The sequence below is a fragment of the Sphingomonas sp. A2-49 genome, assembly GCF_025548555.1.
Lineage (GTDB): Bacteria > Pseudomonadota > Alphaproteobacteria > Sphingomonadales > Sphingomonadaceae > Sphingomonas.
On the sequence record NZ_JAJLPA010000016.1, the window covers coordinates 66,957 to 82,100 of the forward strand.

19 protein-coding genes are annotated in these 15,144 nt (G+C 69.1%); 11 read left to right on the forward strand and 8 right to left on the reverse strand.

Annotated elements, in window-relative coordinates:
- The first annotated feature begins 38 nt into the window (after positions 1 to 38).
- Complete coding sequence (gene metK, locus LPN01_RS13145; RefSeq protein ID WP_262828867.1) at positions 39 to 1,256, forward strand: methionine adenosyltransferase; 1,218 nt, start codon at positions 39 to 41, stop codon at positions 1,254 to 1,256.
- Between the two features lie 194 nt (positions 1,257 to 1,450).
- Here metK and LPN01_RS13150 read toward each other — a convergent pair whose 3' ends face one another.
- The 3 genes from LPN01_RS13150 to LPN01_RS13160 all read right to left on the reverse strand — a co-directional run bounded on the left by LPN01_RS13150 (position 1,451) and on the right by LPN01_RS13160 (position 3,292).
- Positions 1,451 to 1,795 carry a PilZ domain-containing protein gene (locus tag LPN01_RS13150; RefSeq protein ID WP_262828868.1) on the reverse strand — a complete coding sequence of 115 codons (345 nt, stop codon included), beginning with the start codon at positions 1,793 to 1,795 and terminating at the stop codon, positions 1,451 to 1,453.
- Between the two features lie 67 nt (positions 1,796 to 1,862).
- Positions 1,863 to 2,474, reverse strand: coding sequence for a phosphatase PAP2 family protein (locus tag LPN01_RS13155; RefSeq protein ID WP_262828869.1), 612 nt, complete (start codon positions 2,472 to 2,474; stop codon positions 1,863 to 1,865).
- Positions 2,471 to 3,292 carry a formate/nitrite transporter family protein gene (locus LPN01_RS13160; RefSeq protein WP_262828870.1) on the reverse strand — a complete coding sequence of 274 codons (822 nt, stop codon included), beginning with the start codon at positions 3,290 to 3,292 and terminating at the stop codon, positions 2,471 to 2,473. Before LPN01_RS13160 ends, LPN01_RS13155 begins: the two co-directional genes overlap by 4 nt.
- A 95-nt stretch (positions 3,293 to 3,387) precedes the next feature.
- Here LPN01_RS13160 and trmB point away from each other — a divergent pair, with 95 nt between their 5' ends.
- Together trmB and LPN01_RS13170 are read left to right on the forward strand one after the other, a co-directional pair.
- Positions 3,388 to 4,068 (forward strand): tRNA (guanosine(46)-N7)-methyltransferase TrmB, encoded by a 681-nt coding sequence (gene trmB / locus LPN01_RS13165; protein WP_262828871.1) that lies wholly within the window; start codon positions 3,388 to 3,390, stop codon positions 4,066 to 4,068.
- 88 nt (positions 4,069 to 4,156) lie between these two features.
- A complete protein-coding gene (locus LPN01_RS13170) occupies positions 4,157 to 5,362 on the forward strand; it encodes an ATP-binding protein (RefSeq protein WP_262828872.1) in 1,206 nt (401 codons plus the stop codon).
- 106 nt (positions 5,363 to 5,468) lie between these two features.
- Here LPN01_RS13170 and LPN01_RS13175 read toward each other — a convergent pair whose 3' ends face one another.
- On the reverse strand, positions 5,469 to 5,663 hold the full coding sequence (locus tag LPN01_RS13175; RefSeq protein WP_262828873.1) for a hypothetical protein: 195 nt from the start codon (positions 5,661 to 5,663) through the stop codon (positions 5,469 to 5,471).
- A 63-nt stretch (positions 5,664 to 5,726) separates the two neighbouring features.
- Complete coding sequence (locus tag LPN01_RS13180) at positions 5,727 to 6,503, reverse strand: M15 family metallopeptidase (protein WP_262828874.1); 777 nt, start codon at positions 6,501 to 6,503, stop codon at positions 5,727 to 5,729.
- 48 nt (positions 6,504 to 6,551) lie between these two features.
- On the opposite strand from LPN01_RS13180, the gene LPN01_RS13185 reads away from it, so the two are divergent.
- The 4 genes from LPN01_RS13185 to LPN01_RS13200 all read left to right on the forward strand — a co-directional run bounded on the left by LPN01_RS13185 (position 6,552) and on the right by LPN01_RS13200 (position 9,202).
- Positions 6,552 to 7,217: an RluA family pseudouridine synthase gene (locus LPN01_RS13185; RefSeq protein WP_262828875.1), complete on the forward strand. Its 666-nt coding sequence runs from the start codon at positions 6,552 to 6,554 to the stop codon at positions 7,215 to 7,217.
- A 16-nt stretch (positions 7,218 to 7,233) separates the two neighbouring features.
- Positions 7,234 to 7,659 carry an alternative ribosome rescue aminoacyl-tRNA hydrolase ArfB gene (gene arfB, locus LPN01_RS13190; RefSeq protein WP_262828876.1) on the forward strand — a complete coding sequence of 142 codons (426 nt, stop codon included), beginning with the start codon at positions 7,234 to 7,236 and terminating at the stop codon, positions 7,657 to 7,659.
- Positions 7,660 to 7,687: 28 nt separating this feature from the next.
- The gene (locus tag LPN01_RS13195) at positions 7,688 to 8,170 is read left to right on the forward strand and encodes a GAF domain-containing protein (RefSeq protein WP_262828877.1); all 483 of its coding nucleotides are present in this window, start codon (positions 7,688 to 7,690) and stop codon (positions 8,168 to 8,170) included.
- A gap of 129 nt (positions 8,171 to 8,299) precedes the next feature.
- Positions 8,300 to 9,202, forward strand: a complete 903-nt coding sequence (locus LPN01_RS13200) for an RcnB family protein (protein WP_262828878.1) — start codon at positions 8,300 to 8,302, stop codon at positions 9,200 to 9,202.
- 17 nt (positions 9,203 to 9,219) lie between these two features.
- Here the strand turns inward: LPN01_RS13200 and LPN01_RS13205 are convergent, their stop codons facing one another.
- Genes LPN01_RS13205 through LPN01_RS13215 form a run of 3 tightly spaced genes read right to left on the reverse strand, consistent with a single transcriptional unit; the run spans position 9,220 to position 10,825 of the window.
- Complete coding sequence (locus tag LPN01_RS13205) at positions 9,220 to 9,669, reverse strand: cytidine deaminase (protein WP_262828879.1); 450 nt, start codon at positions 9,667 to 9,669, stop codon at positions 9,220 to 9,222.
- Positions 9,666 to 10,343: a GH25 family lysozyme gene (locus tag LPN01_RS13210; RefSeq protein WP_262828880.1), complete on the reverse strand. Its 678-nt coding sequence runs from the start codon at positions 10,341 to 10,343 to the stop codon at positions 9,666 to 9,668. The genes LPN01_RS13205 and LPN01_RS13210 overlap by 4 nt, the downstream gene beginning before the upstream one ends.
- The gene (locus tag LPN01_RS13215; RefSeq protein ID WP_262828881.1) at positions 10,343 to 10,825 is read right to left on the reverse strand and encodes a UPF0262 family protein; all 483 of its coding nucleotides are present in this window, start codon (positions 10,823 to 10,825) and stop codon (positions 10,343 to 10,345) included. Before LPN01_RS13215 ends, LPN01_RS13210 begins: the two co-directional genes overlap by 1 nt.
- Before the next feature lie 80 nt (positions 10,826 to 10,905).
- On the opposite strand from LPN01_RS13215, the gene LPN01_RS13220 reads away from it, so the two are divergent.
- The 4 genes from LPN01_RS13220 to LPN01_RS13235 form a co-directional block, all read left to right on the forward strand.
- A complete protein-coding gene (locus tag LPN01_RS13220; RefSeq protein WP_262828882.1) occupies positions 10,906 to 12,399 on the forward strand; it encodes a replicative DNA helicase in 1,494 nt (497 codons plus the stop codon).
- Positions 12,400 to 12,538: 139 nt separating this feature from the next.
- Positions 12,539 to 13,999, forward strand: a complete 1,461-nt coding sequence (locus LPN01_RS13225) for a murein L,D-transpeptidase (RefSeq protein WP_262828883.1) — start codon at positions 12,539 to 12,541, stop codon at positions 13,997 to 13,999.
- A gap of 13 nt (positions 14,000 to 14,012) precedes the next feature.
- The gene (locus LPN01_RS13230) at positions 14,013 to 14,348 is read left to right on the forward strand and encodes a hypothetical protein (protein WP_262828884.1); all 336 of its coding nucleotides are present in this window, start codon (positions 14,013 to 14,015) and stop codon (positions 14,346 to 14,348) included.
- Between the two features lie 17 nt (positions 14,349 to 14,365).
- Positions 14,366 to 15,144, forward strand: a 779-nt coding sequence (locus LPN01_RS13235; protein WP_262828885.1) for a D-alanyl-D-alanine carboxypeptidase family protein, incomplete at its 3' end; no start/stop codon positions are given.

Below are 15,144 nucleotides of genomic sequence, written 5' to 3' on the forward strand. Positions count from 1 at the left end.
AACATATAAAGGCATCTTTATATCGTTATGAGGCAGTGATGCGCAGCAGCTACATCTTTACGTCCGAATCGGTGTCCGAAGGTCATCCGGACAAGGTCGCCGACCAGATCAGCGACACGATCGTCGACCTGTTCCTTTCGAAGGATCCCGAAGCACGCATCGCGTGCGAGACGCTGACGACGACCAATCTGGTCGTCCTCGCGGGCGAGATCCGCTGCAAGGGCGTCTACGAGGACGGGGCCTGGGCCGATGGCGCGCTCGCCGAGATCGAGGCGTCGGTGCGCGCCACCGTCAAGCGCATCGGCTACGAGCAGACCGGCTTCCACTGGGAAACCTTCGCCTTCCAGAACAATTTGCACGGCCAGTCCGCCGAAATCGCGATGGGCGTCGACGAAGGCTCGAACAAGGACGAGGGCGCGGGCGACCAGGGCATCATGTTCGGCTATGCGACCGACGAAACGCCGGGGCTGATGCCGGCCACGCTATACTACAGCCACAAGATCCTCGAGACGATGGCGGCGGATCGCCATTCGGGCAAGGCGCCGTTCCTCGAGCCCGACGCCAAGAGCCAGGTGACGCTGCAATACGAAAACGGCGTGCCGGTGCGCGCGACCGCGCTGGTCGTATCGACCCAGCACAAGGCCGGCTATTGCCTGCAGGGCCAGAACGCCGATCCCGCCAAGTATGACGAGCTGCACCGCTACGTCACCGACGTGCTGACAAGCACGCTGCCCGCCGGGTTCGTCACCGACGAGACCGCGGTCTACATCAACCCGACGGGCGCGTTCGAGATCGGCGGCCCCGACGGCGACGCCGGCGTGACCGGTCGCAAGATCATCGTCGACACCTATGGCGGCGCGGCGCCGCACGGCGGCGGCGCGTTCAGCGGCAAGGATCCGACCAAGGTCGATCGCTCGGCCGCCTATGTCGCGCGCTACCTCGCGAAGAACGTCGTCGCGGCCGGACTCGCGAAGCGCTGCACGATCCAGCTGTCCTATGCGATCGGCATCGCCGAGCCGCTGTCGGTCTATGTCGACACGCACGGCACCGGGACGGTCGACGAGGCGAAGCTGGAGCAGGTGCTGCCGCAGCTCGTGCGTCTGACGCCCAAGGGGATCCGCCAGCACCTGAAGCTGAACGCGCCGATCTACGTCAAGTCGGCCGCCTACGGGCATTTCGGCCGCGAGGCGGAGGGCGACCTGTTCACATGGGAAAAGACCGATCTGGTCGATCGATTGAAGGCTGCGGTCGCCTGAGGCGATCCCGTCTTCGGTGACGTCGCAAACCCTCCTGCGCACCCGCGCGGGAGGGTTTTGCGTATGTGGGGGAGTGGCGCAAGGGCGGGACGCCGGACCCGCTGGCGAACGTCGCGCGCGGTCCGCGGCCTTACCGGCCGGGGATGGGCATGCGTTGGGGACGGACCGCGTCGCACCCCGGCCGGGGCCAGCGCCTATCGGCGATAGGCGTCGTTGATCTCGGCGATCCAGCCTGCCTGCGGCCGCACGCCGACCCCGCGGGGCTTGCGCGCTTCCTCGAGGTCGATCGCCTCGGCGAAGCTTAGCCCGGCGAGGCGATCGGTGATCCACATCACCTGGCCCCGAAGGTCCTGGATCGTGCCGATCTGGAGCACGACCGTCATCCCGTCGCGCAGGTCGCCGGCATGTTCGACGCAGGCGCCCGAGCGCGACAGGTTGCGGACGCGCCGTTCCACGGCAGTCCCGCCGGGTGCGCGGACCATCGCCCGTACGATGACGCTGTTGCGCTTCTCGCGCGTGGAATCGATCGGTTGCTGCATCACTGCCTCCGCCGCGGTCTATCGCACCGATTGGTGAGCAGACCGTAAACCGGGCACCATTTCGGGTCTATTTTTCGGCTCGGTCGGCCACCGTGCGGGTGACGGCGCCGGCCACGCGGTCGAACATCGCGTCGACCACCGCCTCCGCCAGCCAGCCGATCGCGCCGCCGACGATGACGTCGGACAGATAGTGGTTGCCCGCCGCCGGCTGGATCGCGGCGATCGCGCCGACCCCCAGCGCGGCGGGGGCGGCGGCGCCGTCGATTTCGCGCGCCGCCGCGCGCGCCACGGCGACCGCGCCCGCGGTATGGCCGGAGGGGAAGGAGTTCATCTCGTGATCGTGGCTGCTGCCGGGGGCGAAGCGATGCTCGCCGTCGCGCAGCGCCTTGGCAGGGCGCGTCCGGTCGATCGAACGCTTGATCGCGGTCTTCGCCGCGGTGGCCAGCAGATGCGCCGCGAGCATGCGGGCGCCGCCGCGCACCAGATCGGGGCGGCGCCCGATCAGTCCCGCGGCGATCGTCCCCACCGACGCGGTGATGAGCTGCGGCTGGTCCGCCGCCTCGCCCAGAAAGCCCGCGATCCGCATCGGCAGCGTGTCGCGGTGCTTCGCCGCGTCGTGGGTCAGCCTGCGGTCCGCGTTGGCGACCTTCTTCGCGGTCTTCCTGGCCTTCTTGCTCACCGGTCGTCTCCCTGCGGCATTTCGCCGCGTACCTGCGCATGTGCCAGCAGCGCGAACACGCCCGCGCCGCCGACGAGATTGCCGAGCACCGCCGGCGCGATCAGTCCGCCCAGCGTCTGCGACAGGCCGGTGCGTCCCGCGCCGAGCAGCAGGAACGCCTCGGCCGACCCGACGATCGAGTGGCTGAACCCGGCGATCGTCACGACATAGGTGACGATGCCGATCACCAGCACGCTCTGTTCGCGCGCATTGGGCAGCGACCAGGCGAGGATCGCGATCATGAACCCGGCGGGGATCGCGTTGACGAAGGTGCGCCCCGCGGACAGCTCGGTGATCCCCGTCGAGATTTCCAGCGCGGCATCGCGGAGCGATTCGCTGCCGAGCGCCCCGACGGCGAGAGCCAACCCGGCGATCAGCGTACCGATCAGATTGGCGCCGAGCACGATCCCCCACAGCCGCAGCGTGCGGCCGAGCGCCCAGCGCGACGGCGTCGTCACCAGCGGCAGCATCGCGGTGATCGTGCTCTCGGTGAACAATTGCATCCGCCCGAGGATCACGATCAGGAACCCGACCGGATACCCCAGCCCGACGATCAGCATCCGCCACGGCGACGCGGGCAGCGCCGCATGCAGCGCGGCTTCGGCGATCAGCGACGTGGCGATCGCCAGGCCCCCCGCCAGTCCCGACCAGAACAGCGAGCGCGCCGGCCGGCACAGCTCCTCCTGTCCCGCTTCGCGGACGGTGCGGTGCAGGTCCTTGGCATCGGCGGCCTTCAGGTCGTCGTCGTCGTCGCCGCTGTCGGGGTGGGAATCGGTCATCGATACGGGGAACGGGCCACGGGCGCGCTTTGCTCCGCCCGCGAACCGGAAACGGGCGTTTCCCTGTCCGGGCTTCTGCTCTAGGGCGCGCGACCATGAACGATCCCGCCGCCATCCGCCGCCTGTATGGCCGTCGTCAGGGCCACAAGCTGCGCACCGGCCAGGCCGCACTCGTCGAGGAAACGCTGGCGCCGCTCAGCGTGCCGGAGACGGGGCCGCTCGATGCCGCGACGCTGTTCGGCGACGACCGGCCGCTGGAGCTGGAGATCGGCTTCGGCGCGGGCGAGCATCTGGCCGGACAGGCGGCGATGCGGCCCGGCACCGGCTTCATCGGCTGCGAACCCTTTCTCAACGGGGTCGTCGGGGCGCTTGGCCATATCCGCGATGGCGGCCTCGCCAACGTGCGGCTGCACATGGGCGATGCGCTCGACGTGGTCGAGCGGCTGCCCGACGCCGGCCTAGAGCGGGTCTACCTGCTCCATCCCGATCCCTGGCCCAAGGCGCGCCACGCCAAGCGCCGGATGGTCAATCACGGCCCGCTCGACGCGATCGCCGCCAAGCTGAAGCCCGGTGGCGAATTCCGGCTCGGTACCGACGATCCGACCTATTGCCGCTGGGCGATGATGGTGATGAACCAGCGCCGCGACTTCGCCTGGACCGCGCGGACGCCGGCGGACTTCCTGACCCGCCCCGACGACTGGCCGGAAACCCGCTACGAACGCAAGGCACGCCGGCAGGGGCACGAGGTCTGGTATTTCCGGTACATCCGAAAGTGACCCAATAAGTGCCACCATTGCTATCGATCTTAGCTGAGGTTATCAATCTTACCGTCTGCGCGACTAAGATGAATTAAGGTGTGTCAATATGGATCCGGTCACCAACCCTTTTGCTCCCGGTGCGGGAACGGAGCCACCAGAACTCGCTGGTCGCGACGCGATTCTGGGACGCACGCGCATCACTCTCGGCCGGGTAGCTCGAGGCAATCCCGCCAAGAGCTTCATGTTGGTTGGTCTACGAGGTGTTGGCAAGACGGTCCTCCTTAACAAGATACAGGAAATTGCCGATGAGATGGGCTGCCTTACGGCTCAACTAGAGACGCCCGAGGACAAGTCACTTCCTGAGCTATTGATCCCTGTGTTACGGCGGATACTGCTTCAGCTCGATACGAAAGAGCGGGTGGAAGCCGCCGTAAAGCGAGGATTGATGATCCTTAAGGGTTTTGCCTCGGCAGTTCGTGTAAACGTCGGCGAGCTGGAACTCGGTCTTGACGCACACAGCGTCAGAGGAATCGCCGACAGCGGGGATATCGAGTCGGATCTACCCGACCTATTTGAGGCTGTTGGCGAAGCGGCCAAGGCGCGCAATCGTGTCGTCGTCATCGTAATAGATGAGGTGCAGTACGTTCGAGAGCAAGAATTCAGTGCCTTGATAATGGCCCTTCATCGGGTTGCTCAAAAACGTCTCCTTTTGGTACTCATCGGTGCGGGGCTTCCACAATTAGTCGGTTTGGCGGGGCGCTCGAAGTCTTACGCAGAGCGCTTATTCGACTATCCGGAGGTGGGGCCGCTAGCCTTCGACGACGCATGCTCGGCCCTCTTGCATCCTGCCGAACGCGAAGGGGTCGCGATTGAACCCGATGCTCTGGAGCGCGCCATTCAACTAACTGAGGGCTATCCGTATTTCTTACAGGAGTGGGGCTACCAGAGTTGGAACAGCGCCGCGGCATCACCGATAACCAAAGACGATGTCGAAGCCGCAACCAACGGAGCGCTAAAAAGTCTCGACGAAAGCTTTTTTCGTGTGCGCTTCGATCGATTAACGCCACGCGAGAAAGACTACCTGTTCGCCATGGCTGACCTAGGACCGGGCCCGCATCGGTCGGGAGATATCGCAAGCAGGCTTGCCGTAAAGGTCGAAAGTATCGCCCCAGTCCGTAGTTCGCTCATAAAAAAGGGCATGATTTTCTCGCCTGCTCATGGTGATACAGCGTTTACCGTTCCGATGTTCGATGCCTACCTCCATCGAACCCGTACGCCCGTCAGCGGACTTAGTGTTGGGCCGGAACAGTAATCCTGGAAAGCTGGTGCTGCCTTGGCTGCAGCGGATCGCACGTGTGCGACGCAAAAGCATAGACGCGGACAGTCTGGTATTTCCGGTATATCCGCCAATAGCCCGATCAGCGGAACACCGCGGCGACGCCCTGCAGCACCGTCGCGCCCGCCAGGGGCGCGCAGAGCAGCATGACGATGTTGAAGGCGGCGATGGCCTCCACCGCCTTGCGCTGGCGCGGGGTCAGCGGTGGCCGGCGCGCGGGTTCGGGTTCGGGCTGCCATGGCGGCGGCGGAAATTGATTGCGGAAGTCCACGAACATGGCTCGGCTTCTGTCGTGGCAGGATAGCGCAATCCGCGCGGCATGCCATCGTCGTTTCGAACGCTAGCGGCGGCGCTTCGCCTTTGCGGGCTTCGGCGCGATCCAGCGGGGCACGGCGACGAAGGCCACCGGGGTCACCGTCGCGATCGTCGCGACCGGATCGACCGCGGGGTCGGCGGGGAACTGGTCGCGCGCCCTGGCGAACACGAAGCGCGCGCGCGCCGCGCCCGGCGCACGCGCGCTGGTGCCGACCCAGCGCCAGTGCCACGGTTCCCACTTCACCTGCTGCCGGTTGCCGCCGGGGAACGACATTTCGAAGCCGAAGCGCGGCGCGTTCGCGACCAGCCAGCGCGCCGCCGGGGTCGCGGCCATGCAGGCCTCCGCATCCGGACAGCCGTTTGCCGGGCGGATCGCGAAGTCGAGCGCATAGCCGGTCGAATGCTCGCTATGGCCCGGCGGCGCGACCGACATCGCGCGCGCGGCATCGGGATCGCCGCCACCGCCGCCGGGCCGCTCGCGGCAGAAGACGCTCGCCTGGCGGAGGATCGAGCGATGGCACGACAGGCCGCGCAATTCCCCCATCACCGCCGCATCGCCGCGGGCGGCGGCGAGCAGGCGTTCGAGGTCGGGGATCATGTCACGCCGCACCAGACAGCCGGTGAGCGCGAAGCCCGCGGGCGCGGAGACCAGATCGTCCGGCGCGGCGTCGCCATAGGACAGATGCCCGTAGACGCGGCCGTTGCTCGCCATGCTGGCGGCGGCACCGGCGCAGACCTGCGCCTGCACCTGCATCGGCGCGCCCGCGGCGATGGCGGCAAGGAACACGACGGGAATGCGCATGCGCCGAGCCTCTGGCGCGAAGGGACGCGGAGTGGCAAGGCGTTTCGCATGCATGGCGACCGCGTATTGTTCATCGACGGCGAGGCTCTGGTCATCGACAAGCCCGCCGGCTTGCCGGTCGACAAACCGCGCGACGGCTCCCTCAGTCTGGAGAACCACCTCGAATCGCTGAAGTTCGGCTTCCAGCGCTGGCCGACGGCGGTGCACCGGCTCGACCGCGATACCAGCGGATGCCTGTTGCTGTCGCGCAATCCCAAGGCGCACGCGCGTTTCCAACAGGCGTTCGAGCGCGGCGAGGTGGAAAAGCGCTATCTCGCGATCCTGGCGGGCATTCCTGCCGACACCGAAGGCGAGATCGACCTGGCGCTGGGCAAGGTCAGCACCCGCGAGGCGGGCTGGCGCATCGTCGGCGATCCGCAGGGCAAGGCGGCACGCACCGCATGGCGCCTGGTCGCGACGCGCGACGGCCGGTCGCTGGTCGAATTGCGCCCCGCGACCGGGCGGACGCACCAGATCCGCGTCCATGCCGCGACCGGGCTCGGCCTGCCCGTGGTCGGCGACCCGCAGTACGGCGCGGGCGAGCCGGGTGGGATGATGCTGCACGCGGCGGCGCTGACGGTGCCGCGCGCCGGCAAGGACCCGATCGTCGCCGAGGCGCCGCTGCCCGAACGGTTCGGCGTCTGGCCCGGGATCGCGTCGGCCGGACCGGCCTGACCGGCGCGGCGCGGACATGCCGCTGATCCAGGTGACGCGATCGATCGCGATCGACGAGCGCGAGATCGAGGAAAGCTTCACCCGCGCGTCGGGCCCGGGCGGGCAGCACGTCAACACCACCGACAGCGCGGTGATGCTGCGGTTCGACGTGTGGGGATCGCCCGGCCTGCCCGATCTGGTCAAGCAGCGGCTGTCGGTGCTTGCGGGCTCGCGGCTCAGCAAGGACGGCGTGCTGACGCTGCGCGGCGAAAGCAACCGGTCGCAGGAGATGAACCGGCGCGAGGTGCGCGAGCGGCTCGTCGCGCTGATCCAGGACGCGACGATCGTTCCCAAGAAGCGCCGCCCGACCAAGCCGAGCCGGTCGGCGAAGGCGAAGCGCGTCGACGAGAAGAAGGGGCGCAGCAGCATCAAGGCGGGCCGCGGCCGCGTCCGGCTGGATTGACGGCCCCCGCGCGCCTACATCGCGCGCCATGCATCAGTTCGACATCGCCGCCGGCTCGAAGGCCGACCTGTACCGCGACCTGCTGTCCGCGCTCGACGCGCTGACCGCGGACGAGCCCGACGCCATCGCCAACATGGCCAATGCCGCCGCGCTCGTCTGGCAATATCTGCCCGATCTCAACTGGGCGGGCTTCTACCGGCTGGTCGACGACGAACTGGTGCTGGGGCCGTTCCAGGGCAAGGCGGCGTGCATCCGCATCCCGATCGGCAAGGGCGTGTGCGGCACCGCCGCGGCGACGCGGACGACCCAGCGGGTCGAGGACGTCCATGCCTTTCCGGGGCATATCGCCTGCGACGCGGCGAGCCGGTCGGAACTGGTGGTGCCGATCGTCCGTGGCGACCGGCTGATCGGCGTGCTCGACCTCGACAGTCCCGAGCCCGCGCGGTTCGATGCCGACGACGCGACGGGATGCGAGGCGCTGGCGGCGCTGCTCGCCGATCGCCTCGGCTGATCCGAATCGGGACAGGCCGGGGCGGGGCGTCGGTCTGGCGGGTGCCGGGGGCAGGTGATACCAGCGGCGGCACGATCATCCCGCCCGTCGACGCAAGGGGAACGGCGCGGCGGTACCGGGGAGACGAGGATGCGTAGCGTGACGATCGCGGTGGCCGTGCTGGCGCTCGCCGTCGCCGGCGATGCCGGTGCACGACAACGCGTCGACGGCGCGGATGCGACGCGCCCCGGCACGACCTTCGACGCGCCGCCGCCGGTCCCCACCGCGCGGCGCGGGGGCGATCGCCGGCCATGGCAACCGCAGAGCTGGCAGCGTCCCGTCGGCGCCCGCGCGCCGGTCGCCGCGCCCGCAGCCGCTCCGGTCGCCATGACGAGCGACGACCGCCCGTCGGGCAGGACCGCCGCACCGGGCGACTGGAGTGCCTATCGCCGCCCGTACCGCGGCTACGCCCTGCCGCCCGCGTGGATCGGCGCCCGGTTCGTCGTGACCGATTACCGCGCCTATGGCCTGACGCCGCCGCTGCCCGGCTATCGCTGGGTCCGCTATTATGACGATGCGGTGCTGGTCGATGCACGCGGATCGGTGTTCGACACGCGCTTCGACGTCGATTGGGACCGGCGCGGCGAGCGATACCGTGCGGCGGAGCCCGTCGTCGCCGACGCCGACCCGGGCGACGAGGCCCCGTACGAGGACGCGCGCTTGACCCGGCGCGACGAGGCGGAGGGCCTCGCGCCGCCGCTGCGCGAACGGGGCCGCCGCTACACGGTGCCGGTCGCGCCCGAATATGCCCCGCCGCCTCCGCCGGGATATGTCGGCGGAGGCGCCGCATGGCGGTCGGCGGACGGCCTGACGACGGTCACGACCACGACGGGGGGCGGCTATGCCCCGCCCGGCTACCTGCCGCCCGGCGCCGCGACGACGACCGTCGTCGTCCAGACCGCGCCGGCGGTGACCACCACCACGACCACCGAGATCTTCGACGAGCCCGCGCCGGTCGCCCGGCGGATCGTCCGCCGCCGCGTCCGCCGCTGATCCCGGGCGTTGGGCCTCTAGCCGATGCCGAGATCGGCTGGACCGAACGCCTGCGGCAACAGCTCGGACAGGCGGTAGCTGGCGATGGCGTCGCCCTCGGCGGCGCCGCAATGGACGTCGAGATCGCGGCCACCCATCTGCGCGGCCTCGTTGAGCACCTGGCGACAGCGGCCGCACGGGCTTACCGGCGCGGTGCCGGTGGCGCGCCCGTCGGCGTCCATCGCCCCGCCGATCACCCCGACCGCGACCACCTCGCGCAGCCGCCCCGCGGCGCTCGCGGTGGCGATGGCGACCGTCTCCGCGCACAGCGACAGGCCGTAGCTGGCGTTCTCGACATTGGCGCCGGTGACGATGCTGCCGTCGGTCATCAGTAGCGCCGCACCCACTGCGAAGCGCGAATAGGGGGCGTGCGCGCGCGTTGCGGCCTCGCGGGCGGCGGCGATCAGGCGGACGGGGTCTTGGGTCATGGTGCGACGACGTTCCAGTTCACGGGGCCTTCGATACCGTCGATGCGGCGGATATGGCTCGCCCGCCACATCCGCCACGGATGCGCGGCATAATCGGGCTTGAGGAAATCGGCGATCGCCCAGACCGGCCGGTCGATCGCCGCGGACAGACGGTAATCGTCGTCCACCGCGCGGGTCAGCCGCAGCAGCACCGGCTTGCGGGCATGCGTCTCGACCATGCGGATGAACGTCCGGAGCTCGCGGATCAGGGCGTCGCGATCCGGACGGGCGGTGCAGTCGTCGCGGTAGCTGACGTCGATCGCGGCGGGCAACGCGTCGGCGTTGCGGGGCACGAAGGCGTTGAACGCATCGGCCTGGTCCGCCGCGCGCTGACACAGCGAGAACAGGTGGACGGCGCCGCGCCGCAGCCCGGCTTCGGGCACGCTCGACCAGTTCGCCTCGAACGCCGGATCGCGGCGGTCGGCGCCGGAGGTCGCGACGAGATAGGCGAAATCCGCGCCCCGCGCCCGCACCGTGCCCCATTCGACCGCGCCGGGGTTCTCGCCCAGGTCGATCCCCTGCAACGGATAGCGCGCGACCGGCGGATGCCAGCCGGTCGCCACGCTCCAGCCCGCGATGCCGAGCAGCCCCGCGCCGACCAGCAAGGCGGCGGGCTTGAACAGTCCATATGCCATCAGCCGCGCAGGTGCAGCACGCAGATCAGCGTGAACAGCCGCCGCGCGGTGTCGAAATCGACCGCGATCTTGCCGTCGAGCCGTTCGCGCAGCAGTTCGGCGGCATCATTGTGGACGGCGCGACGGGCCATATCGACGGTTTCGATCTGTTGCGGGGTGGAGGCCCGTATCGCCTGATAGTAACTATCGCAAATCGCGAAATAGTCCTTGATCGGCCGGCGGAACCGCCCGAGCGCGAGCACCAGCGTTTCCAGATGGCTACCGTCGTCGCGGTGGATGTGGATGCCCAGCCGCCCCCCCGCCGATTCGAGCGTGATGCGATAGGGACCGGCATAGCCGTCGGGATGGACGCGCTGCGGCGCGAAATGATTGCCCTCCAGCAGGTCGAAGATCGCGATCCGCCGCTCCTGCTCGACATCGGCCGAGCGCCAGCCGATGCTGTGCTCGTCGAGCGTGATGTCGATGATCCGGGGGTCGGCCATCGTCGTCCGATATAGGGCGCGGCGGTCCACGACAATTCCGAGTTTGTCGGCGGCGGCGTGGAGGCGGTATAGCGGCGGGCATGGCCACTCTCGCATTCCCGACTCCGGCGGCTCCCGCCGAACCCATGCAGCTGCCCCGCAATGTCGAGGCGGAGGCGGCGATGCTCGGCGCGATGATGATCGACAACCGACTCGCCGACGACCTCGTCGACCGGCTGGAGCCGGTGCACTTTTTCGAACCCGTCCACGGGCGCATCTTTGCCGCGATAAAGACGCTGCGCGCCAACGACATGCTGGCGACGCCGGTGACGCTGCGCCCGATGTTCGAGGCGGACGAGGGGATGCGCGAGCTCGGCGGTCCGTCCTATCTCGCCAGCCTGACCGGGTCGGGTGCGGGCCTGATCGGCGCGCGCCAGTTCGCGACGCAGATCTACGACCTCGCCATGCTGCGCGCGCTGGTCAGCGTCGGGCGGACGCTGGTCGAGCGCGCGATGGACACGTCGGAAGAGGTCAATCCGCGCGCGCAGATCGAGGCGGCCGAGGAGGAATTGTACAAGGTCGCCGGCGACGGCGGCGCCGAGAACGCGACCAAGAGCTTCGCGCAGGCGACGACGATGGCGGTCAAGATGGCCGAGCGCGCGCTCAATTCGGGCGGCAACCTGTCGGGCGTCACCACCGGGCTCGACAGCGTCAACGCCAAGATCGGCGGCATGCACCATTCGGATCTGATGATCCTCGCCGGCCGCCCCGGCATGGGCAAGACCTCGCTCGCCACCAATATCGCGTTCAACGCGGCGCGGCGCTGGATGCGCGACATGGCGGACGGCATCCCGCCGTCCGAATCGGTCGGCGCGAAGGTCGTGTTCTTCAGCCTCGAGATGAGCGCCGACCAGCTCGCCACCCGCATCCTCGCCGAACAGTCGCAGATCAGCTCCGAAAGCTTGCGCATGGGCAAGATCAGCAAGGCGGAATTCGCGCAGCTCGCCGCGGCGGCGGCGGAGCTGGAGAATCTGCCGCTGTTCATCGACGATACCGGCGGCCTGTCGATCAGCGCGCTGCACACCCGCGTGCGCCGCCTGCAACGCCGCCACAACAATCAGATCGGGCTGGTCGTGGTCGACTATCTCCAGCTGCTTACCGCGGGCGGCAAGGGGTCGAAGGAGAACCGCGTCCAGGAAATCTCGGAAATCTCGCGCGGGTTGAAGACGCTGGCCAAGGACATGAACGTCCCCGTGCTGGCGCTGTCGCAGCTCAGCCGCGCGGTCGAAAGCCGCGAGGACAAGCGCCCGATGCTGTCGGACCTGCGCGAATCGGGCTCGATCGAGCAGGACGCGGACATGGTCTGGTTCGTGTTCCGCGAGGATTATTACACCGCGCAGCGCGAGCCCAAGCGCCCGATGGAGGGCGACGAGGCCAAGATCTTCGAGGATCACGCCAAATGGGCGAGCGACATGGAACGCGTCTATGGCCTCGCCGAGATGATCGTCGCCAAGCAGCGCCACGGCGCGACCGGCAAGGTGGTGCTGAAGTTCGACCCCACGATCACCAAGTTCAGCGACTACGCCGGCTATTGATCCGTCGCGTCGCCGGAGCGGGCGGACGCAAAAAATCCCGCCGCGAAAGGTAGTCAGCACCCATCCGTTCAGCCTAGAGCGAGGCGGACGGTGCGAAGGCCCGGCGGATGATCGAGCCGGGTCGCCCATGGGAAACAGCATGACACGAAGCATAGCGACGGTGGCGACGATCGCCCTGCTCCTGCCGGCGATGCCGGCCGCGGCGCAGGTGACGCAGGTGCCGGTGCCCCCTTCGGCGGTGCCGCAGGTCGCGGTGACGCCCCCGGTGGTGACGCCCACCCTGCCGCTGCCGCAGATCAGCGAGGCGCAGGCGACGCAGCTTGCCGCCCTGCTGGCGAAGGACACGACGACGCAGGGGCTGGCGCTCGCCACGCCGCGGCCGATGGATGCGGCGGCGCGCGACCAGCTGGTCCGGGACGCGCTCGACCATGCCCGTGCGGTCCATGCCGGTCGGCTCGCGGAGTCGGACTTCCAGCGCGACTGGGGGCTGCGGCCGCCCGTATTCGATCCGCTGCCGGGGTTCACCGACGCGGTCCGGCGCGACCGGATCACCGCCTGGTTCGCGGCGCTGCCGCCGCCCTATTCGGGCTATGACGGGCTGAAGGCGGGGCTGGCGCGCTATCGCGGCATCGCCGCCGACGGCGGCTGGGCGCAACTGGCCGCGGGGCCGGATCTCGGCATGGGCGCCACCGGGGTGCGGGTGGCGGCGCTGCGCAAGCGCCTGGCGGTCGAGGACCCGGACGTCGCCACCAGCGGTGCCTACGACCTGAAGCTGGTCGAGGCGGTGCGCCGCGCGCAGCGGCGCTACGGTCTCAACCCGACCGGCATCGTCTCGACGCAGACGCTCGCCGCGCTCAACGTGCCGGCGACCGCGCGGGTGCGCCAGATCATGGCGAATATGGAACGCTGGCGCTGGCTGCCGCAGCAGCTGCCGCGCGACCGGATCCAGGTCAACATCGCCGCCGCGGTGCTGACCGTGTTCGACGGCGACCAGCCGGTGATGTCGATGCGCGCGGTGACCGGGCGGCCGGGCGACGAGACGCCGATGCTGTCGTCCACCATCCACAGCGTCGTCATCAACCCGCCGTGGAACGTGCCGACGTCGATCGCGACCAAGGAGCTGTGGCCGAAGGAAAAGAAGAGCCCCGGCTATCTGCGTCGCAACGGGTTCCGGGTGATCGACGGCACCCGGCTGCAACAGGCGGCGGGCGACCAGAGCGCGCTCGGCCGGTACAAGTTCGATTTCGACAATGCCTTTGCGGTCTATCTCCACGACACGCCGTCGCGCGCGAAGTTCGCGAGCTTCAGCCGGCTCGCCAGCCATGGCTGCGTACGGCTGGAAAAGCCCGCCGACCTCGCCGAGCTGCTGCTGAAGGGCGATCCCGCCTGGACGCCGGAGGGGATCGCGGCCGCGGTCGACAAGGGCAATACGGTGCGGGCGCGCCTGACCAAGCCGGTCGCGGTCTACCTGCTCTACTGGACCGCGTTCGCGAGCGGCAACGGCCAGATGAATTTCCGCGACGATCCCTATCAATGGGATGCAACCTTGGCCGCGAAGATCGAGGCGCGCACCGCGAGCCAGATGGTCGCGGCACGATAGAAGGGGGGACGAGATGCGTTATCCGACGATGAAGGCCGCGGCCGCACTGGCCGCGGGATTGCTGATGCTGGCGGCCTGTTCGCGCTCCGGGCCCGAACAGGCGCCCGAGGCGGAGAACATGGCGGAGGCGACCCCGGTGGAGGACGTGACCCCCGTCGCGCCGCCCTCAGACGAACCGGCGCCGGTCGAGACGAATGCGATCGATGCCAATGCGGTGGCGATCGCGCCGCCGCCCGAGGCGCCGACCGCGCCCGACGCGCAGATGCTGGAGGACGCGGACGCGACCGGCATGACCGCGCGCGTGTCGCGCGACGAGGCGCCGGCCGGCAACGACCAGGCCGACCAGTAATCCCGGACGGCCCCGACATGACGATCGTGACCCGGCGCACGGCGTATCGCCTGTGCGGCGCCGCGCTGCTGCTGGGGGCGCTGGGCGCCGCATGGCCGGCGGGCGCGGTCACCCGCCCGGTGTCCGCGCTGCTGATGGACGCGCGCGACGGCAGCATCCTCTATGCCGAAAACGCCGGGATCGTCCGGCGGCCGGCGTCGCTGACGAAGATGATGACGCTGTTCCTCACCTTCGACGCGCTCGACGCGGGCAAGCTGCGCCTCGACGATTCGATCACCATCTCGCGTTATGCGGCCAGCCAGAAGCCGTCGCGGATCGGTTTTCGTCCCGGCGCGACGATGACCGTCGACCAGGCGATCCGCGCGATCGCGGTCGTGTCCGCCAACGACGTCGCCGTGGCGCTGGCCGAGGCGGTGGGCGGGACCGAGGATCGATTCGCCCGGATGATGACCGCAAAGGCGCGTGCGCTGGGGCTGGAGGACACGTCCTTCACCAATTCGACCGGCCTACCGGGTGCGAACCTGACCACCGCGCAGGATATCGCGCGGCTGTCGCTGGCGCTGCTGCGCGACCATCCGGGCCGGTATGCGGTGTTCGCCACGCGATCGTTCAGCTGGGCGGGGCGCCGCGTGCAGAACCACAATCACCTGCTCGGCGCCTATCCCGGCGCCGACGGCATCAAGACCGGCTATACCGCGGAGGCCGGGTTCGCGCTCGCCGCCTCCGCCAAACGCGGCGACCGCCGGCTGATCGCGGTGGTGATCGGCGAGCGTTCGATCCAGCTGCGCGACCAGCG